At 55.5% G+C, this 19,123-nt stretch carries 16 protein-coding genes; 12 read left to right on the forward strand and 4 right to left on the reverse strand.

Annotation, left to right across the window (positions count from 1 at the left end; genetic code table 11):
* Positions 1-40: 40 nt before the first annotated feature.
* Together yddG and ompC are read left to right on the forward strand one after the other, a co-directional pair.
* On the forward strand, positions 41-919 hold the full coding sequence (yddG, locus tag BFV65_RS10625) for an aromatic amino acid DMT transporter YddG (RefSeq protein WP_023306259.1): 879 nt from the start codon (positions 41-43) through the stop codon (positions 917-919).
* Positions 920-1,543: 624 nt separating this feature from the next.
* A complete protein-coding gene (gene ompC, locus BFV65_RS10630) occupies positions 1,544-2,617 on the forward strand; it encodes a porin OmpC (RefSeq protein WP_069596595.1) in 1,074 nt (357 codons plus the stop codon).
* Positions 2,618-2,661: 44 nt separating this feature from the next.
* Here the strand turns inward: ompC and BFV65_RS10635 are convergent, their stop codons facing one another.
* Positions 2,662-4,152 (reverse strand): MFS transporter, encoded by a 1,491-nt coding sequence (locus BFV65_RS10635; RefSeq protein WP_069596596.1) that lies wholly within the window; start codon positions 4,150-4,152, stop codon positions 2,662-2,664.
* 116 nt (positions 4,153-4,268) lie between these two features.
* Here BFV65_RS10635 and BFV65_RS10640 point away from each other — a divergent pair, with 116 nt between their 5' ends.
* From BFV65_RS10640 to narI, 6 genes are all read left to right on the forward strand, one after another.
* Positions 4,269-4,844, forward strand: a complete 576-nt coding sequence (locus tag BFV65_RS10640; protein ID WP_015570471.1) for a TetR family transcriptional regulator — start codon at positions 4,269-4,271, stop codon at positions 4,842-4,844.
* Positions 4,845-5,054: 210 nt separating this feature from the next.
* Positions 5,055-6,440, forward strand: coding sequence for a NarK family nitrate/nitrite MFS transporter (locus BFV65_RS10645; protein ID WP_058646716.1), 1,386 nt, complete (start codon positions 5,055-5,057; stop codon positions 6,438-6,440).
* Positions 6,441-6,507: 67 nt separating this feature from the next.
* A complete protein-coding gene (locus BFV65_RS10650; protein ID WP_063147284.1) occupies positions 6,508-10,248 on the forward strand; it encodes a nitrate reductase subunit alpha in 3,741 nt (1,246 codons plus the stop codon).
* Complete coding sequence (narH, locus tag BFV65_RS10655; RefSeq protein WP_022648212.1) at positions 10,245-11,789, forward strand: nitrate reductase subunit beta; 1,545 nt, start codon at positions 10,245-10,247, stop codon at positions 11,787-11,789. The genes BFV65_RS10650 and narH overlap by 4 nt, the downstream gene beginning before the upstream one ends.
* Positions 11,789-12,484, forward strand: a complete 696-nt coding sequence (gene narW / locus BFV65_RS10660) for a nitrate reductase molybdenum cofactor assembly chaperone (RefSeq protein WP_022648213.1) — start codon at positions 11,789-11,791, stop codon at positions 12,482-12,484. The genes narH and narW overlap by 1 nt, the downstream gene beginning before the upstream one ends.
* Complete coding sequence (gene narI / locus BFV65_RS10665) at positions 12,481-13,161, forward strand: respiratory nitrate reductase subunit gamma (protein WP_022648214.1); 681 nt, start codon at positions 12,481-12,483, stop codon at positions 13,159-13,161. Before narW ends, narI begins: the two co-directional genes overlap by 4 nt.
* A 76-nt stretch (positions 13,162-13,237) precedes the next feature.
* On the opposite strand, the gene nhoA is transcribed toward narI, so the two are convergent.
* Positions 13,238-14,083 carry an N-hydroxyarylamine O-acetyltransferase gene (nhoA, locus tag BFV65_RS10670; RefSeq protein WP_069596597.1) on the reverse strand — a complete coding sequence of 282 codons (846 nt, stop codon included), beginning with the start codon at positions 14,081-14,083 and terminating at the stop codon, positions 13,238-13,240.
* A gap of 105 nt (positions 14,084-14,188) precedes the next feature.
* Here nhoA and BFV65_RS10675 point away from each other — a divergent pair, with 105 nt between their 5' ends.
* From BFV65_RS10675 to BFV65_RS10680, 3 genes are all read left to right on the forward strand, one after another.
* Positions 14,189-14,761 carry a flavin reductase family protein gene (locus BFV65_RS10675; RefSeq protein ID WP_069596598.1) on the forward strand — a complete coding sequence of 191 codons (573 nt, stop codon included), beginning with the start codon at positions 14,189-14,191 and terminating at the stop codon, positions 14,759-14,761.
* A 125-nt stretch (positions 14,762-14,886) separates the two neighbouring features.
* Complete coding sequence (locus BFV65_RS22415) at positions 14,887-15,084, forward strand: hypothetical protein (RefSeq protein WP_228338681.1); 198 nt, start codon at positions 14,887-14,889, stop codon at positions 15,082-15,084.
* An 18-nt stretch (positions 15,085-15,102) separates the two neighbouring features.
* Complete coding sequence (locus BFV65_RS10680; protein WP_069596599.1) at positions 15,103-15,528, forward strand: DUF3828 domain-containing protein; 426 nt, start codon at positions 15,103-15,105, stop codon at positions 15,526-15,528.
* Positions 15,529-15,595: 67 nt separating this feature from the next.
* Here BFV65_RS10680 and fusA read toward each other — a convergent pair whose 3' ends face one another.
* Positions 15,596-17,698 carry an elongation factor G gene (gene fusA / locus BFV65_RS10685; RefSeq protein WP_023300184.1) on the reverse strand — a complete coding sequence of 701 codons (2,103 nt, stop codon included), beginning with the start codon at positions 17,696-17,698 and terminating at the stop codon, positions 15,596-15,598.
* Between the two features lie 161 nt (positions 17,699-17,859).
* Here fusA and BFV65_RS10690 point away from each other — a divergent pair, with 161 nt between their 5' ends.
* On the forward strand, positions 17,860-18,162 hold the full coding sequence (locus BFV65_RS10690; protein ID WP_022648218.1) for an ArsR/SmtB family transcription factor: 303 nt from the start codon (positions 17,860-17,862) through the stop codon (positions 18,160-18,162).
* Here the strand turns inward: BFV65_RS10690 and BFV65_RS10695 are convergent.
* On the reverse strand, positions 18,157-19,092 hold the full coding sequence (locus tag BFV65_RS10695) for a LysR family transcriptional regulator (RefSeq protein ID WP_046621430.1): 936 nt from the start codon (positions 19,090-19,092) through the stop codon (positions 18,157-18,159). The genes BFV65_RS10690 and BFV65_RS10695 overlap by 6 nt on opposite strands.
* Between the last annotated feature and the right edge of the window lie 31 nt (positions 19,093-19,123).

A 19,123-nucleotide genomic window follows, 5' to 3' on the forward strand; every position in this document is an offset into this window, starting at 1 on the left:
TATAAGTTTACCCTTTGATTTTTATCAGACTGGCAGGGTAATGGACAGAAAAAGAGCAACGCTGATTGGCCTGGTGGCCATACTGCTGTGGAGCACCATGGTGGGTCTCATCCGCAGCGTCAGTGAGGGACTTGGCCCGGTGGGGGGCGCAGCGATGATCTACACCGTCAGCGGATTATTGTGTCTGGCGACGGTAGGTTTCCCTGATATTAAACGGTTTTCGAAAGGCTATCTCACTGCGGGCAGCGTCCTGTTTGTCAGCTATGAAATGTGCCTTGCCCTGTCGCTTGGCTTTGCCGCGACGCGCTCGCAGGCAATTGAGGTGGGCATGGTCAATTATCTCTGGCCAAGCCTGACGATTGTGTTCGCCATTTTGTTCAACGGTCAAAAATCCACCCTGTGGGTGATCCCCGGCTTAGCGATCTCCCTGCTGGGCGTGGGCTGGGTCTTAGGCGGCGAAAACGGGCTGCACGTTCACGACATCATGCTAAACATCGTTTCCAGCCCGCTGAGCTACGGGCTGGCATTTACCGGTGCCTTTATCTGGGCCGCCTACTGCACCGTCACCAGCAGGTATGCCAGAGGGCAAAATGGCATTACTCTTTTCGTCCTGCTGACCGCCCTGAGCCTGTGGGTCAAATATGCCGTCAGCGATCAGCCCGAAATGGTATTCAGCGTGCCGGTAGTCGTGAAGCTGTTGATGTGTGGTGTTGCCCTTGGCTTTGGCTACGCCGCCTGGAACATTGGGATCCTCCACGGTAACGTCACGGTGCTTGCGGCCGTCTCCTACTTCACCCCGGTACTCTCTGCCGCGCTGGCGGCTATTATGCTGAGCTCTCCGCTTTCATTCTCATTCTGGCAAGGTGCATTAATGGTTTGCGCCGGATCATTACTTTGCTGGTATGCCACCCGCAAATAGCATTTTAATTTTACCGGGCACGAATCATGCCCGGTAAAAATTAACATTATTTTAATATGTGATCACAATAAAGAATATTATTTATAACATTCGTATGTATTTCTATTTCTGTATAGAGTACTCATAGAAAGTCAGATCCGTTGTGGAAATTGACATAAACTGACAACGCGTGTAATTAATTCAACCCCAATATTCCCGCGCTATATAGCACATAGTGCAATAGTTTATTTCTGGATGTTTCTTTTAAAAAGCAGTTGCTGGCTTCCGGATAAATCCACAAACCACTGTTTTATAAGTCAATAACGCGCCCCATTCCTTGACATTATCTGCCAAGCCCTTTTATCTCCCTCTAAAAACAAAAACGCATGGCAACTATTTCCAGCCTTATTATCGTGTTTTGTTAATAATCAATTTATGTATATAAATTAACCTTATTGAGCGATTTAAGGGAAATTTATCGGATCAGGATCACACTAATTGAAATTATCTTTAATATTTTGAAACTTATTATTGAAAGCAGTCTACGGAATTTTAAAAATAGTCTGCCATTGACGATAAGCCTCGTTTAAAAATCGCTCAGGTGGCTTAGGAAATACCTAAATAAAATTATAAGGGTTAGTTAAGATGAAACTTAAATTAGTTGCAGTGGCAGTGACTTCCATGTTGGCGGCTGGCGTTGTTAACGCGGCTGAAGTTTTTAACAAAGACGGTAACAAACTGGATCTGTACGGCAAAGTTACTGGTCTGCACTATTTTTCTGATGATGCTGGTAGCGACGGCGACAAAACGTACGTTCGTCTGGGCTTCAAAGGTGAAACTCAGATCAACGATCAGCTGACCGGATACGGCCAGTGGGAATATGAGTTCAAGGGCAACCGCTCTGAAGCTCAGGGTTCCGACGGCAACAAAACCCGTCTGGCCTTCGCTGGTCTGAAATTCGATGAATTCGGTTCCTTCGACTACGGTCGTAACTACGGTGTTGCTTATGACATCGGCGCATGGACTGACGTTCTGCCAGAGTTCGGTGGCGATACCTGGACGCAGACTGACGGCTTCATGACCGGTCGTACCACTGGCGTTGCCACCTACCGTAACACCGACTTCTTTGGTCTGGTTGACGGCCTGAACGTGGCTGCCCAGTACCAGGGTAAAAACGACCGTACAGAGATCACCGAATCCAACGGTGACGGCTGGGGTATGTCTTCTACCTATGAATTCGACGGCTTCGGTGTGGGTGCGACCTACGCGAAATCTGACCGTACTGACCGTCAGGTTCGTGCTGCAAGCAACCTGAACGCCGGTGGCGAAAACGCAGAAGTCTGGGCTGCTGGCCTGAAGTACGATGCGAACAACATCTACCTGGCAACCACCTACTCTGAAACCCGCAACATGACGGCGTTCGGTAGCGGTCACGTTGCCAACAAAGCACAGAACTTCGAAGTTGTGGCTCAGTACCAGTTTGACTTCGGTCTGCGTCCATCCATCGCTTACCTGAAATCCAAAGGTAAAGACATCGGTTCTTATGGCGACCAGGACCTGGTTGAATACGTTGACGTTGGCGCGAGCTACTACTTCAACAAAAACATGTCCACCTACGTTGATTACAAAATCAACCTCGTGGATGACAGCCAGTTCACCAAAGATGCCAAAGTGGCTACCGACAACATCGTGGCTGTAGGTCTGACCTACCAGTTCTAAGATGTGTTAGTTCAAAAGGCCAGCCCTCGCGGCTGGCCTTTTTTTTACTGCTGCCCTCCGACCTTCGCCAGACTAAACCAGATCCCGATCGCCAGAATCATCAGCATGGCTCCCGCACTGCCCAGGGCCACGCTGTGCGAGGTGATGAACGCGGTTTTCGCCGCCGTCATCACCGGCTCGGCCAGTGACGGCGTCAGCTCCTGCGCGACCTTCATCGCTTCACCGATGGACGACGAGGCTTTATTGGTCAGCGACGCGCTCAGCCCCTGCGGCAGTACAATTGACGCCGAAAAGCTGCGGGTTAACAGCAGACCGAAAATGGCGATCCCGAGACCAGCGCCCAGCTCGTAGGACATGGTTTCGATCGCGCCTGCCGCGGCCGCTTTCTCTTTCGGCGCGGCAGCCATGATCGCTGACGTCGATGCCAGCAGTGCGCTGGCGGCACTGAAGCCCAGCAGCACCATCAGGCTCCACGCCTGCCACTGTTGGGTGCTGAAATCGAGCGTCGACAGGCCGATAAAACTGATCGCGCTTAGCCCCATGCCTCCGGCCGCGACAATGCGCAGCCCCAGACGCCCGACCAGCACACCCGCGATCGGCCCGCTAAATCCGCTCGCCACCATTACCGGCAGCATAAATATCCCTGCTTCAAACGGCGTAAAACCATGCACGAACTGCAACTCCTGCGCCATCAGCAGTTCAAAGCCCACCAGCGCAATCATGGCGGTCAATGCCATGACCACGCCGCTTAAAATAATGCGATGGCAAAACAGACGCATGTCGATCATTGGCACGCGCGCGCGCAGCTGGATACGGACGAAGATAAACAGCATCATCGCCCCGGTAAGCAGCGTAGAGGCCACCATCCACGGCGACAGCACCCCTTTCAGGGCGGTTTTGGCGCTGTAGACCAGCAGTAAAATGGCGACAATCAGCATAATGGCATGGCTGATATTGAGCGGCTGCTCGGGCCGACCCTGCTGAGCAGGCACAAAGCGCGCAGCAAGCGAAACCACGATCAGCACGATCGGCACGTTAATCAGGAAGACCGAACCCCAGTAAAAGTGCTCCAGCAGCATGCCGCCAATCAGCGGGCCAAACGCCGCGCCGCCCGACCCAACGGCAGCCCAGACGCCAAGGGCGATGTTACGGTGCCGCACGTTAATAAACAGCGTGCGGATCCCTGCAAGCGTAGCCGGAATGATCATCGCCGCGCCAATCGCCAGCGACGCGCGGGCGGCAATCAGCCAGCCCGCGGACGGCGCAAAAGCCGCCGCTAACGATGACAGGCCAAACAGCACGCTGCCGATCATCAGCAGGCGCTTAAAACCTATGCGATCGCCCAGCGCGCCCATCGGCAGCACCATCCCCGCCATCACCAGCGAGTAAATATCAATAATCCACAGCAATTCGTTGCCGCTGGCACCCAGCGTCATGCTCAATGTTGGCGCCGCCACGTGCAGCACCGTCGCGTCAATCGCCACCGGGATATACACCAGCACGATAATCACTAACGCTAACCACTGACGAAACATAAATTTCCTTTTCAGTTAAAAACTGGACACATGTCCAGATTGCGATCCTACGTAAAGTTGAACACTTGTCCAGCTCTTTGTTACACTCGTTTCGTTGCCATTGAGAGTGAGAAATTATGCGTTATCTGAGCAAGGACGAGCGGCGGGAAGAGATCCTACAGGCCGCAATGCGCGTGGCGCTGACCGAAGGATTCGCTGCGATGACCGTGCGCCGAATCGCTACCGAAGCGGGCGTCGCCACCGGGCAGGTGCATCACCACTTTGCGTCGGCGGGCGAGCTTAAATCGCTGGCGTTTGTCAGGCTGATCCGCGATTTGCTGGATGCTGAAATCGTTGGCGAAAACGCAGGCTGGCGCGAGCGCCTGCATGCCATGCTCGGCAGCGATGACGGCGGGTTTGAGCCCTACATTCGACTGTGGCGGGAGGCGCAAATTCTCGCCAGCCGGGATAGCGATATCAAAGGCGCCTACGTTTTGACCATGGAGATGTGGCACCAGGAAACGGTCGCAATTATCCGCGCCGGTGCGGAGGCCAACGCCTTTACGCTTGCTGATCAGCCGGAAAATATCGCCTGGCGTTTAATTGGTCTGGTATGTGGCCTGGATGGCATATACGTCTTAAATATGCCTGAAATGGACGACGCGGCATTTAATAAGCATCTGGATAAACTTATCTCCCTCGAATTGTTTTAATACTCCCATCGGAGTATTAATTTCCGCAAATAGTTACAATTAGTAACACATAAAGCGAACCCTGATTCCCATTCCAAACTCAGGGATTCGCTTTTTTATCTATCCTTTCAGATGTATCCCATAACATCCTATAAATTTCATACGCCACTGACAGGTATCTTTCTGTTTTTCCTTCTTTTTTCTCTCCACTTCGGTAAGCAAGAGGGTGATATGTCACATCAAAGCGAGAAGAGTAATCAGCATCTGTTGAGTAACTGGAAACCGGAAAACGCGCAATTTTGGGAGAATAAAGGAAAACATATCGCACGAAGAAACCTGTGGATTTCCGTGGCGTGTTTGCTGCTCGCATTTTGTGTCTGGATGTTGTTTAGCGCTATTGCGGTAAATCTTAATAAGGTCGGATTTAATTTCAGCACCGATCAGCTTTTTATGCTAACGGCATTACCTTCTCTCTCCGGCGCGATATTGCGTGTCCCCTACTCTTTTATGGTACCGATATTTGGCGGACGTTACTGGACCGTGTTAAGCACCGTTATCCTGGTCGTACCCTGTGTCTGGCTTGGGATCGCCATCCAGAATACCGCCACGCCCTATTGGATCTTCATCATCATCGCGCTGCTGTGCGGTTTTGCCGGTGCCAACTTCGCTTCCAGCATGGGAAACATCAGCTTCTTCTTCCCGAAAGCCAGACAGGGCAGCGCACTGGGCATTAACGGCGGGCTGGGTAACCTGGGCGTGAGTGTGATGCAGCTGGTTGCGCCGCTGGTGATTTTCCTGCCGATGTTTACCTTCCTCGGCGTGCACGGCGTACCGCAGGAGGATGGCTCGACGATGTGGCTGGCGAACGCGGCGTGGATCTGGGCGCCGCTGCTGATTCTGGCCACCATTGCGGCGTTTTTTGGCATGAACGACATCGCCAGCTCGAAAGCGTCCATTGCCAGCCAGCTTCCGGTGCTTAAGCGCTTTCATCTCTGGCTGCTGAGCCTGCTTTATCTGGCAACCTTCGGCTCGTTTATCGGTTTCTCGGCAGGCTTTGCCATGCTGTCGAAAACCCAGTTTCCGGACGTTAATATCCTCCACCTCGCCTTCTTTGGCCCACTGATCGGCGCCCTGGCGCGTTCGGCTGGCGGAATGATTTCGGACAGACTGGGCGGCGTAAGGGTGACGCTGATCAACTTCGTCTTTATGGCCATCTTTAGCGCCCTGATTTTCCTGACGCTCCCCGGGTCTGGTTCAGGCAGCTTTATCGCCTTCTATCTGGTCTTTATGGGCCTGTTTCTGACCGCAGGCCTGGGTAGCGGCTCGACCTTCCAGATGATCGCGATTATCTTTCGCCAAATCACCCTCGACCGCGTGAAAAAACAGGGCGGGAGCGATGAACAGGCACAGCATGAAGCGGTGACCGAAACGGCTGCGGCGCTGGGCTTTATCTCTGCCATCGGTGCGGTGGGCGGGTTCTTTATTCCCAAAGCCTTTGGCACCTCCCTGGCGATGACCGGTTCCCCGGTGGGCGCCATGAAAGTCTTCCTCGTGTTTTACATCGTCTGCGTGCTCGTCACCTGGCTGGTGTACGGCCGCAAATCCTCACAAAAATAATAACTACCTCTTCGCCGGAGCGTGATGCCTCACCCTCCGGCCATGTTATCGAAGCAGGAGAAATGTCATGAGCAAACTGTTGGACCGCTTCCGTTACTTCAAAACAAAAGGCGACAGTTTCGCCGATGGGCACGGCCAGGTGTACCACACCAACCGCGACTGGGAGGACAGCTACCGTCAGCGCTGGCAGTTCGACAAGATTGTGCGATCCACCCACGGCGTTAACTGCACCGGCTCCTGTAGCTGGAAGATTTATGTCAAAAATGGCCTGGTGACATGGGAAACCCAGCAGACCGACTACCCGCGTACCCGCCCCGACCTGCCTAACCACGAACCGCGCGGCTGCCCGCGTGGCGCAAGCTACTCCTGGTATCTCTACAGCGCCAACCGTCTCAAGTACCCGCTGGTACGCCGCAGGCTGATCGAGCTCTGGCGCGAGGCGCTGGCGCAGCATACCGATCCGGTGCTGGCCTGGGATGCCATTCAGAACGATCCGCAAAAAGCGCAAAGCTACAGAAAGGCGAGGGGTAAAGGCGGGTTTATCCGCTCAAACTGGAAAGAGCTTAACCAGCTGATTGCTGCCGCCAACGTCTGGACCATCAAAAACTACGGCCCGGATCGGGTAGCCGGTTTTTCCCCCATCCCGGCCATGTCGATGGTCTCTTATGCCGCCGGTACGCGCTATCTCTCCCTGCTCGGCGGCACCTGCCTGAGCTTCTATGACTGGTACTGCGATCTGCCTCCGGCATCGCCGATGACCTGGGGCGAGCAGACCGACGTGCCGGAATCGGCGGACTGGTACAACTCCAGCTATATCATTGCCTGGGGCTCGAACGTGCCGCAGACGCGTACCCCGGACGCCCACTTCTTTACCGAAGTGCGTTACAAAGGCACCAAGACCGTCGCCATTACGCCGGACTTCTCGGAGGTGGCGAAGCTCAGCGACCAGTGGCTGGCCCCCAAACAGGGTACCGACAGCGCCCTCGCCATGGCGATGGGGCATGTGATCCTCAAAGAGTTCCACCTTGATAACCCGAGCGATTACTTCCTCAACTATTGCCGCCGCTACACCGACATGCCGATGCTGGTCCTGCTGGATGAACAGGCTGATGGTCGCGTGGTGCCGGGCCGCATGCTGCGCGCGTCGGATCTGGCCGACGGGCTGGGTGAAACCAATAATCCGGAGTGGAAAACCATCGCCTTTGACGTCGCCGGAAATCTGGTGGCGCCGAACGGCTCTATCGGTTTCCGCTGGGGCGAAAAAGGCAAATGGAACCTGGAGTCGCTGGCCGCGGGACAGGAGACCGAGCTGACGCTTTCCCTGCTCATCACCCACGACAGTGTGGCAGACGTGGCCTTCCCTTACTTCGGGGGCAACGAGAACCCGCATTTCCGCAGCGTGAAGCAGGAGCCGGTGCTGACGCGCCGCGTACCGAGTAAAACCCTGACGCTGGCCGACGGCAGCCCGAGACGCGTGGTCAGCGTGTACGATCTGGTGCTCGCAAACTACGGCCTCGATCGCGGTCTGGAAGACAGTAACGCGGCGGCAAACTACGCCGAGATCAAAGCCTACACCCCGGCCTGGGGCGAACAAATTACCGGCGTACCCGCTTACCTGATAGAAAAAATCGCCCGTGAATTTGCCGACACGGCGCACAAAACCCATGGTCGTTCGATGATCATCCTCGGGGCCGGTGTGAACCACTGGTACCACATGGACATGAACTACCGCGGGATGATCAACATGCTGGTCTTCTGCGGCTGCGTCGGGCAAAGCGGCGGCGGCTGGTCGCACTATGTCGGCCAGGAGAAACTGCGCCCGCAAACCGGCTGGCTGCCGCTGGCCTTCGCACTGGACTGGAACCGTCCGCCGCGCCAGATGAACAGCACCTCTTACTTCTACAACCACGCCAGCCAGTGGCGCTATGAGAAGCTCACCGCACAGGAGCTGCTTTCTCCTCTTGCAGACGCGTCGAAATTCACCGGTCACCTGATTGATTTCAACGTCCGCGCCGAGCGCATGGGCTGGCTCCCTTCCGCGCCGCAGCTCAACCTCAACCCGCTGCACGTTAAGGCCCGCGCCGACGCCGCCGGGATGTCGCCGCAGGATTACACCGTGCAGGCGTTAAAATCGGGCGATATTCGCTTTGCCTGCGAACAGCCGGACAACGGCAAGAACCACCCGCGCAACCTGTTTGTCTGGCGTTCTAACCTGCTTGGCTCGTCCGGAAAAGGCCATGAGTACATGCTCAAATACCTGCTTGGCACCGAGAGCGGGATCCAGGGCGAGGATTTAGGCTCAACGGATGATGTCAAACCTGAAGAGGTGGAATGGCAAACCGCCGCCATTGAGGGCAAGCTGGATCTGCTGGTGACGCTCGATTTCCGTATGTCCAGCACCTGCCTGTTCTCCGATATCGTCCTGCCGACCGCCACATGGTATGAAAAAGACGATATGAATACCTCGGACATGCATCCGTTTATTCACCCGCTCTCTGCCGCCGTTGACCCGGCGTGGGAGTCCCGCAGCGACTGGGAGATCTACAAAGGCATCGCCAAAGTCTTCTCTGAAGTGTGCGTCGGGCATCTCGGCACCGAAACTGACGTGGTGCTACAGCCGCTACAGCATGACTCCCCGGGGGAACTGTCGCAGCCTTTTGATATTCTGGACTGGCGCAAAGGCGAGTGCGATCTCATCCCCGGTAAAACCGCGCCAAACATTGCGGTCGTCGAGCGCAACTATCCGGAAACCTACGAGCGCTTCACTTCTCTCGGTCCGCTACTGGACAAGCTCGGCAACGGCGGAAAAGGCATATCGTGGAACACGCAAAACGAAGTCGATTTCCTCGGCAAGCTCAATTACGTCAAGCTCGACGGACCGGCCAAAGGCCGACCACGCATTGAAACCGCCATTGATGCTTCAGAGGTGATCCTCGCTCTTGCGCCGGAAACCAACGGTCAGGTCGCGGTCAAAGCCTGGGAAGCCCTCGGCGAACTGACCGGGCGCGATCACACCCATCTGGCGCTGAACAAAGAAGACGAGAAAATCCGCTTCCGCGATATTCAGGCGCAGCCGCGCAAAATTATCTCCAGCCCAACGTGGTCCGGCCTTGAGAGCGAGCACGTGTCGTATAACGCAGGCTATACCAACGTTCACGAGCTGATCCCGTGGCGCACGATTTCCGGCCGCCAGCAGCTGTATCAGGATCACACCTGGATGCGCGCCTTCGGTGAAAGTCTGGTGGCCTATCGTCCACCGATTGATACCCGCAGCGTCACCCATATGCGCGAGATCCCGCCGAACGGCTTCCCGGAAAAAGCGCTTAACTTCCTGACGCCGCACCAGAAATGGGGCATTCACTCCACCTACAGCGAAAACCTGCTGATGCAGACCCTGTCACGCGGGGGGCCAATCGTCTGGATCAGCGAAACCGACGCGCGCGAGCTGGGGATTGAGGACAACGACTGGATCGAAGCCTTCAACGCCAACGGCGCCCTCACCGCTCGCGCGGTGGTCAGCCAGCGCGTGCCGCCGGGCATGACCATGATGTACCACGCTCAGGAGCGCATTCTGAACATTCCGGGGTCAGAAGTGACCGGACGGCGCGGCGGGATCCACAACTCGGTCACCCGCGTCTGTCCGAAACCGACCCACATGATTGGCGGCTACGCGCAGCTGGCGTACAGCTTTAACTATTACGGCACCGTCGGCTCGAACCGCGACGAGTTTATTATGATCCGCAAAATGAAAAACATTAACTGGCTGGACGGCGAAGGTCGGGATCAGGTTCAGGAGGCGAAAAAATGAAAATACGCTCACAGGTTGGCATGGTACTGAATCTCGATAAATGCATTGGCTGCCACACCTGCTCGGTCACCTGTAAGAACGTCTGGACCGGGCGCGAAGGGATGGAGTATGCGTGGTTTAATAACGTCGAAACCAAACCGGGTATCGGCTATCCGAAAAACTGGGAAGATCAGGATGAGTGGCAAGGCGGATGGATCCGCAGTATTCACGGCAAGCTGACCCCGCGCCTCGGCGGAAAAATGGGCGTCCTGTCGAAAATTTTCGCCAACCCCGTGTTGCCGCAGATTGACGATTACTATGAACCTTTCACCTTCGATTACCAGGATCTGCACCGCGCCCCGGAGGGGGATCACCTCCCTACCGCCCGCCCCCGCTCGCTGATTGACGGTAAGCGGATGGATAAGATCGTCTGGGGACCAAACTGGGAGGAGCTGCTGGGCGGCGAGTTCGAAAAACGCGCCCGCGACCGAAACTTTCAGAAGATCCAGAAAGAGATGTACGGTCAGTTCGAAAACACCTTCATGATGTACCTGCCGCGCCTGTGCGAGCATTGCCTCAACCCGAGCTGCGTCGCCACCTGCCCGAGCGGTGCGATTTACAAACGCGAAGAGGACGGCATTGTGCTGATCGACCAGGACAAATGCCGCGGCTGGCGTCTGTGTATTAGCGGCTGTCCGTACAAGAAAATCTACTTCAACTGGAAAAGCGGCAAGTCAGAGAAGTGCATCTTCTGCTATCCGCGCATCGAGTCCGGCCAGCCGACCGTCTGCTCAGAAACCTGCGTTGGACGCATCCGCTACCTTGGCGTGCTGTTGTATGACGCGGACCGTATTGAAGAGGCGGCCAGCACCGAGCATGAAACCGATCTGTATGAGCGCCAGTGCGACGTGTTCCTTAACCCGAACGATCCGGCGGTGATTGAAGAAGCCCTGAAGCAGGGCATCCCGCAGAACGTCATCGACGCAGCGCAGCGTTCCCCGGTTTACAAAATGGCGATGGACTGGAAGCTCGCCCTGCCGCTGCATCCGGAATACCGCACCCTGCCGATGGTCTGGTATGTGCCGCCGCTGTCACCGATTCAGTCCTACGCGGACGCGGGTGGCCTGCCGCAGAGCGACGGCGTACTGCCTGCGGTCGAAAGCCTGCGCATCCCGGTGCAATACCTGGCAAATATGCTCAGCGCGGGCGATACCGGCCCGGTGCTGCGCGCTCTGAAGCGCATGATGGCGATGCGCCACTACAAACGCTCCCAGACCGTGGAAGGCGTGACCGATACCCGCGCCATTGAGGAAGTGGGCCTGACCGAAGCGCAGGTTGAGGAGATGTACCGATATCTGGCCATCGCTAACTACGAAGACCGCTTCGTGATCCCGACCAGCCACCGCGAAATGGCGCGCGACGCCTTCCCGGAGAAAAACGGCTGCGGCTTCACCTTCGGTGACGGCTGTCACGGCTCCGACACCAAGTTCAACCTCTTCAACAGCAGCCGCATCGACGCGATCAACATTACCGAGGTGCGCGATCACGGGGAGGGAGAATAATGCAGATCCTTAAAATCATCGCGCTACTGATTGAGTATCCCGATGAGCTGCTTTGGGATAACCGTGAAGAAGCGCTTTCCCTGGTGGAACAGGATGCGCCCATGCTACTGCCGTTTGCGCAGCAGCACCTGAGCGCCCCGCTGCTGGATAAGCAGGCCGAATGGTGTGAAGTTTTCGAGCGGGGGCGCGCGACTTCACTACTGCTGTTCGAGCACGTTCACGCCGAGTCCCGCGATCGCGGTCAGGCGATGGTCGACCTGATGAGCCAGTATGAGAAAGCCGGGCTGGAGCTGGATTGCCGCGAGCTGCCGGACTATCTGCCGCTCTATCTGGAATATCTCAGTATCGTCAGCGACGACGAGGCGCGTGAAGGGCTGCAAAACGTCGCGCCTATACTGGCGCTGATTGGAGGCCGCCTGAAACAGCGCGAGGTAGCGCATTACCAGCTGTTTGACGCCCTGCTGTCGCTGGCGGAAACACGGCTTTCCAGCGACAGCGTGGCGAAACAGGTATCCGGTGAAAAACGGGATGATACCCGTCAGGCGCTGGACGCCGTGTGGGAAGAGGAACAGGTCAAGTTTATCGAAGACAACGCCACATCGTGCGACAGTTCGCCGATGCAGCAATATCAACGACGCTTTAGCCAGGACGTCGCGCCGCAGTACGTGGACGTCAGCGCCGGAGGCCCAAAATGACTCATTACCTGAACGTGTTTTTCTATGACATTTATCCGTACATCTGCGCCACCGTCTTCTTCCTCGGCAGTTGGTTGCGCTACGACTATGGGCAGTACACCTGGCGGGCGTCATCAAGCCAGATGCTCAGCAAGCGCGGGATGAACTGGGCTTCGAACCTGTTTCATATTGGGATTCTGGGGATCTTCTTCGGGCACCTGTTCGGCATGTTAACCCCGCACTGGATGTACGCCTGGTTTTTACCCGTCGCGGTTAAACAGCAGTTAGCCATGATTGCAGGAGGTATTTGCGGGGTGCTGACGCTGATCGGTGGGTCGATGCTTTTGATCCGACGCCTGTTCAACCAGCGGGTGCGCGCCACGTCCACCACGCCGGATATTATCATCATGAGTATCCTGCTGCTTCAGTGCATCCTTGGGCTGTCGACCATTCCTTTCTCCGCTCAGTACCCTGACGGAAGCGAGATGATGAAGCTGGTCGGCTGGGCGCAGGGTATCGTCACGTTTAAGGGCGGCTCGTCGGAAATGCTGAGCGGCGTCGCGCCGATCTTCCGCGTGCATCTGGTGCTGGGGATGACGATCTTCCTCATCTTCCCGTTCACCCGCCTGGTGCACGTGTGGAGCGCGCCGTTTGAGTACTTCACGCGTCGGTATCAGGTGGTAAGATCGCGCCGTTGATTTGTCGGGTGGCGGCTACGCCTTACCCGACCTACGTATACTCCCGTAGGCCCGGTAAGGCGTAGCCGCCACCGGGCTATTTCCCTGCCTGCGGATGCGTATCAAACCCTGCCATTACTGCCGTCAGCTCTGCCAGTGTAAAGCCGTGCTTCGGGTCATCAACGCCCAGGCCAAACCGCTCCTGCATCAGCTTATATAGCGCCTCCGCATCCGGCAAATGGATCTGCTCCTCCACATGACCGTTCTGCCAGTGGGTAAAATTAAAGTTGGTCAGCGTCAGCTTGCCCCCGTCCGGCAGGTGGCGACACATCAGCAGGTGATGACGAAAATGGGACTGAGGCCAGTGTGCCGACCAGAAGTTACCCATCACGTAATCGTTGAAGTACTGCGTCCCCAGGTCAAATTGGTACATCGACTGCCAGTGCTCGTGATGGCGGAATTGCAGTACCCAGTCGTTACCCTCGCTCAGCAAACGATAACTCCCGTGCGGGGTTTCCTGCTCCTCGTAAGCGATCAAACGAATCGGCGCCGTCAGCGTTTGTCCGCCAAATCCTACATCAGCGATCCAGCGCTCGCCGTTCAGCTCAACCAGCAGCAACCGGTGCGTGCGCGGCGGCATCTGCGACGGATTCGCCAGCACAACCCGCCCCAGCACGCTGCGTACCATAAACCCAACTTCGCGCAACACCCGTTCAAACAGGCCATTTTGCTCGAAGCAATATCCCCCCCGACGCGCGGTGACCAGTTTATCCACCAGACACCCGTCGTCCAGATGGATTTCCCGCGGCAAAACGACGTCAATATTTTCAAAAGGGATCGCGCAGTTATGGTGTAAATGGAGCCCCCGCAGGGTATCGATATTAACCTGTACGGGCTGCTGCCAGCCCGTGCGGGCAAAATAAGCACTCAGAAATGGGGACATGATTTGCTCCATGATGTGATATCCCCTGTTTATAAACTATTTTCCCTTATGCATATGCGCAAAAGTGCTTTTTCGGCATACTCATCGTGTACATGAGGAGATCCTATGAGCCACTTTCGTCCTGTTGAATTACGTCATGCCAGCCGTCTTCTGAATCACGGTCCAACCGTGCTCATCACCAGCCGGGATGAGACCATCGATCGTCGCAACGTCATGGCCGCCGCATGGTCTATGCCGGTGGAATTTGAACCCCCGCGTATCGCGATTGTGGTAGACAAAAGCGCGTGGTCACGGGAGTTGATCGAACGCAGCGGGAAATTCGGCATTGTGATCCCCGGCGTGGCGGCAGCCAACTGGACCTGGGCGGTCGGCAGCGTCAGCGGGCGCGACGAGGATAAATTTAACTGCTACGGGATCCCGGTTATTCATGGCCCTGAGCTTGGTCTGCCGATTATAGAAGAGAAATGTCTGGCGTGGATGGAGTGTCGGTTATTACCTGTCACTTCTGCGGCCGAGAAATATGACACCCTGTTTGGCGAAGTGGTTTCCGCCGCGGCAGATGAACGCGCATTTGTCGCCGGACGCTGGCAGTTTGACGGGGATAAGCTGAATACGCTGCATCATCTGGGGGCCGGGACGTTTGTGACGAGTGGGAAGATGGTGAAGGCGCTGGATTGATTTTTTAATTATACCCATCTGAATTATATAAAATTTCTATGGCATTTTATGTTTATCATAACGATGTTAAACGGAGGATATTTCAGAAGCTGTTGCATAAACAATCTTTCGTAAAGGAACTATCCATGTCATGGAACAAAGATGGCGCAATATCATATGCGAAATCACACGCGCAACCTAGCAGCACGGGTTATTGTGCTCGTTACGTAACAGAAGCGATCAGAGCGGGTGGTCGATTAAAAATCCCCAACACGCGTCTGGCAAAAGATATGGGGCGCACATTAGTCAATGCAGGCTTACCGCAACATACAACCTCATTATGAACTGTTCAGGCATGATTAATGAAACCACTCTACTTTTTAGTTTTCGCCCTTTCTCCGCTCGCGGCCGCAGAAAACATTTATGCACCGGGTCAGGCGGCGCTTAAATTCAATCAATGGTATATAGCGCAGTTAGATCAGAACAAACCGCCCGTACTCAATCCAGACATTATGAACGAGTACGTAGCCTCAGGGACCATTGCAGCAATTAAAGAAATGTACTCTGGCGACAATAACGACAAAGATATGCCCGATGCGGATATGTTTATCAAAGCGCAGGACTGGGATGATGACTGGAATCAGATAACCGTCTTACATTCTGATTTTGACGCCGTTTGCACAAACGTCTATGTCGCATTTGGTAAGAAGCAAGATCATGTTATTGCAGATTGTCTCGTTGAAGAGCAAGGAAAATGGAAAGTGCGCTCGGCGACGCTAATTAAGTAACAGGCATAAACTCCCTGTCGTAATAATAAAGGCACATGGTAGCCAAATGACTACCATGTGCAATTAATTAACTCTTCACGCGCTTCGCAATAATCTCATCCGCCACATTCCGCGGAGCTTCCGCAAAATGATGGAACTCCATCGTATACGTCGCGCGCCCCTGGGACATCGAGCGCAGCGTGGTGGCGTAGCCAAACATTTCAGCCAGCGGGACGTCAGCGCGAATAATCTGGCTGCCGTACTGCTCTGCCATCCCCTGCACCATGCCGCGGCGGGAGGAGAGATCGCCCATAATGTTCCCGGCATACTCTTCCGGCGTTTCCACCTCAACGTGCATCACCGGCTCAAGAATAACCGGATCCGCCCGCCGCGCGCCCTCTTTGAAGCCGAGGATCGCCGCCATGCGGAAGGCCATCTCCGAGGAGTCAACGTCATGGTAGGAACCAAACGTCAGGGTCGCTTTCACATCGACAACCGGATAGCCCGCCAGCACCCCCGTATTCATGGCTTCTCTCAAGCCTTTTTCCACCGACGGGATGTACTCCCGTGGAACTACCCCGCCTTTGGTGGCATCTTCAAACACAAAACCACTTCCGGCTGCTAACGGCTCCAGACTCAGGACCACATGACCGTACTGCCCTTTCCCGCCGGACTGTCGGACAAATTTACCTTCAATATCCTTCACCGCTTTACGCAGGGTTTCACGGTAGGTGACCTGCGGACGACCAATGTTTGCCTCAACGCCAAACTCACGCTTCATGCGGTCAACGATGATTTCGAGATGCAGTTCGCCCATCCCGGAGATAATGGTCTGACCGGACTCTTCGTCCGTGTGCAGACGGAAAGACGGATCCTCCGCCGCCAGGCGCTGTAGGGCGATCCCCATTTTCTCCTGATCGGCCTTGGTTTTCGGCTCAATCGCCAGCGAAATAACCGGGTCCGGGAACTCCATCCGTTCAAGGGTGATCACCGCATTCGGGTCGGTCAGCGTGTCACCGGTGGTGACGTCTTTCAGCCCGACACAGGCTGCGATATCCCCTGTGCGCAGCTCGTCCACCTCATGGCGGTCGTTGGCATGCATCAGCACGATGCGCCCGATTCGCTCTTTTTTGCCCTTCACCGGGTTATACACCGCGTCGCCTTTGCGCAGTATGCCGGAATAGACGCGAATAAAGGTCAACTGTCCGACGTACGGATCGCTCATCAGCTTGAAGGCCAGCGCAGAGAATGGTTCATCATCGCTTGGGTGGCGCTCGGCGTGCTGTCCATCTTCGTCTACCCCATCAATAGCGGGCACGTCCAGTGGAGACGGCATCAATTCAATCACCGCGTCGAGCATGCGCTGCACACCCTTGTTCTTGAAAGCGCTGCCGCACAGCATGGGCTGTATTTCACCGGAGATCGTTCGGATCCGTAACCCTTTGATGATTTCCGCTTCATCCAGTTCACCCGTCTCAAGGTACTTATCCATAAGCTCATCGCTGGCTTCTGCCGCAGACGAGACCATTTTTTCTCGCCACGTCTGCGCGGTGCTCAGCAGATCGTCGGGCACCGGCGCGTAGGTGAACGCCATGCCCTGGGTCGCATCATCCCAAAGAATGGTGCGCATCTTGATGAGATCAACCACGCCGGTGAAGTGTTCCTCTGCGCCCACGGGGATCACAATCGGGACCGGATTAGCTTTCAGCCGCTCCTGCATCATCCGCACCACGCGGAAGAAATCCGCACCCGGGCGGTCCATTTTGTTGACGAATGCCAGACGCGGGACGTGATATTTATTCGCCTGACGCCAGACGGTTTCCGACTGCGGCTGCACGCCGCCGACGGAGTCATAAACCATCACCGCGCCGTCGAGCACACGCATGGAACGTTCCACCTCAATGGTGAAATCCACATGCCCGGGGGTGTCGATAATATTGATGCGGTGCGGTTCAAAGCCTCTGTCCATGCCGGGCCAAAAACAGCTCACCGCCGCCGACGTAATGGTGATCCCGCGCTCCTGCTCCTGCGCCATCCAGTCGGTGGTTGCCGCGCCATCGTGTACTTCACCCAGCTTGTGGCTCATCCCGGTGTAAAACAGGATACGCTCAGTGGTGGTTGTTTTGCCGGCATCGATATGCGCGGAGATACCGATGTTGCGATAACGTTCGAGTGGAATGGGTCGGGGCATGATATTTCCTTACGTCTTCATGACGGGTTTGTGACGACCAGGATAGTCGCGTGTTTGTTCGTTTGTTATAATAGTCCTATTGTACGAGTATTATCGAACTATTTTTTAACGGTTGACCTATTGTTGATATAGCTCAATCTCACGCGAGACGCAGGAAAACGATGATCCCAAACCACCCGGAACCTGAACAAATACTGCTGGAAAATGTGCTGTTCGCCCTCGGCAATCCGCTGCGGCTGGCGATTATTCGACGGCTGGCCGACGGCAGTGAGCTGAGCTGCAACGCGCTGCGCCCGGACGAGGTGGTGAAATCAACCATGACTCACCACTGGCGTGTACTGCGCGACAGCGGCGTGATCTGGCAGCGCCCGCAGGGGCGCGAGAATATGATTTCACTGAGAAGAGAAGATCTGGACGCCCGCTTTCCGGGGCTGATGGCAATCCTGTTACAGTCGAAATCATAAGCGCTCTGACTGTTGCCCTTCGGCCAGCGCGCGCAGCGTAGCTTTGAGCCAGTTCGTGACGCCTCGTTTCCCGCTGCGCTTGTGCGAATAAATTTTTACTTCAAACGGACTGATGTGGAACGGTAAATCAAAAATTTTAATACGGGTAGCTGGCAGCAGCTTTTCAGCGGCGAATCGAGGTAACGCCATCAGCAGATCGCTTTCTGCAATAACAAACGGGGCGCTGAGCATAGACGGGGTTTTGATTGCAATGTGTCGGGTATAACCCATGCGTTCCAGCTGCAAATCCAGCACCCCCTGCTTCTCATTCCACGGCGTAACCACAAGATGCCGGGCGGCGAGATAATCCTCCAGCGTGAGCGCGCTCCGGCTCGCATTGCTAATCACCACATATTCATCTTCGAACCAGCTGATCTCTTCCAGCTCCGGGTACCGGCGATCCTCAATGGTGCTGAATCCCAGGGCCAAATCCACCTCGCCTGCCAGTAATTCCGTCAACGCCGGGCTGTGCGGCAAATATCGTAATTCCAGACGCAAGCCAGGCGCCGCATGTTGAAGCGTATTCATGAGCGCAGGGAATATGCAGAACGCGGTAAAGTCCGTTATCGCGATCTGCAAACACGCTGTACTGACAGCAGGATCAAATTCCGGCTGCGGCGACAGCTCCTGGTCGAGATATTTCAGGGCCGATGCAATAACTGGCGCAAGCTGGGTGGCATAGACGCTGGGACACATTCGATGTCCTTCCCGGTAGAACAGCGGGTCGTTGAGCGAAACACGCAGCCGTGACAGGGCATGGCTGAGCGCCGAGGTGCTCATCGCCAGCTCATCTGCCGCAAGTCGAACGGAACTGTGGCGATAAATCGCGTCAAAAACCGGCAGAAGGTTTAAATCAAGGCACCTTAAGGCTGGATGCATAATATTCATCATTTATTGATTTCATTGCACTTAATTCTTCTGA

The organism is Enterobacter hormaechei subsp. hoffmannii (assembly GCF_001729745.1).
GTDB lineage: Bacteria > Pseudomonadota > Gammaproteobacteria > Enterobacterales > Enterobacteriaceae > Enterobacter > Enterobacter intestinihominis.

What these genes read in the sequence shown, in the direction of transcription:
- yddG (WP_023306259.1), top strand. Translation starts at nt 41, where the DNA reads ATGGACAGAAAAAGAGCAACGCTGATTGGCCTGGTGGCCATACTGCTG.
- ompC (WP_069596595.1), top strand. Translation starts at nt 1,544, where the DNA reads ATGAAACTTAAATTAGTTGCAGTGGCAGTGACTTCCATGTTGGCGGCT.
- BFV65_RS10635 (WP_069596596.1), bottom strand. Translation starts at nt 4,152, where the DNA reads ATGTTTCGTCAGTGGTTAGCGTTAGTGATTATCGTGCTGGTGTATATC.
- BFV65_RS10640 (WP_015570471.1), top strand. Translation starts at nt 4,269, where the DNA reads ATGCGTTATCTGAGCAAGGACGAGCGGCGGGAAGAGATCCTACAGGCC.
- BFV65_RS10645 (WP_058646716.1), top strand. Translation starts at nt 5,055, where the DNA reads ATGTCACATCAAAGCGAGAAGAGTAATCAGCATCTGTTGAGTAACTGG.
- BFV65_RS10650 (WP_063147284.1), top strand. Translation starts at nt 6,508, where the DNA reads ATGAGCAAACTGTTGGACCGCTTCCGTTACTTCAAAACAAAAGGCGAC.
- narH (WP_022648212.1), top strand. Translation starts at nt 10,245, where the DNA reads ATGAAAATACGCTCACAGGTTGGCATGGTACTGAATCTCGATAAATGC.
- narW (WP_022648213.1), top strand. Translation starts at nt 11,789, where the DNA reads ATGCAGATCCTTAAAATCATCGCGCTACTGATTGAGTATCCCGATGAG.
- narI (WP_022648214.1), top strand. Translation starts at nt 12,481, where the DNA reads ATGACTCATTACCTGAACGTGTTTTTCTATGACATTTATCCGTACATC.
- nhoA (WP_069596597.1), bottom strand. Translation starts at nt 14,083, where the DNA reads ATGTCCCCATTTCTGAGTGCTTATTTTGCCCGCACGGGCTGGCAGCAG.
- BFV65_RS10675 (WP_069596598.1), top strand. Translation starts at nt 14,189, where the DNA reads ATGAGCCACTTTCGTCCTGTTGAATTACGTCATGCCAGCCGTCTTCTG.
- BFV65_RS22415 (WP_228338681.1), top strand. Translation starts at nt 14,887, where the DNA reads ATGTCATGGAACAAAGATGGCGCAATATCATATGCGAAATCACACGCG.
- BFV65_RS10680 (WP_069596599.1), top strand. Translation starts at nt 15,103, where the DNA reads ATGAAACCACTCTACTTTTTAGTTTTCGCCCTTTCTCCGCTCGCGGCC.
- fusA (WP_023300184.1), bottom strand. Translation starts at nt 17,698, where the DNA reads ATGCCCCGACCCATTCCACTCGAACGTTATCGCAACATCGGTATCTCC.
- BFV65_RS10690 (WP_022648218.1), top strand. Translation starts at nt 17,860, where the DNA reads ATGATCCCAAACCACCCGGAACCTGAACAAATACTGCTGGAAAATGTG.
- BFV65_RS10695 (WP_046621430.1), bottom strand. Translation starts at nt 19,092, where the DNA reads ATGATGAATATTATGCATCCAGCCTTAAGGTGCCTTGATTTAAACCTT.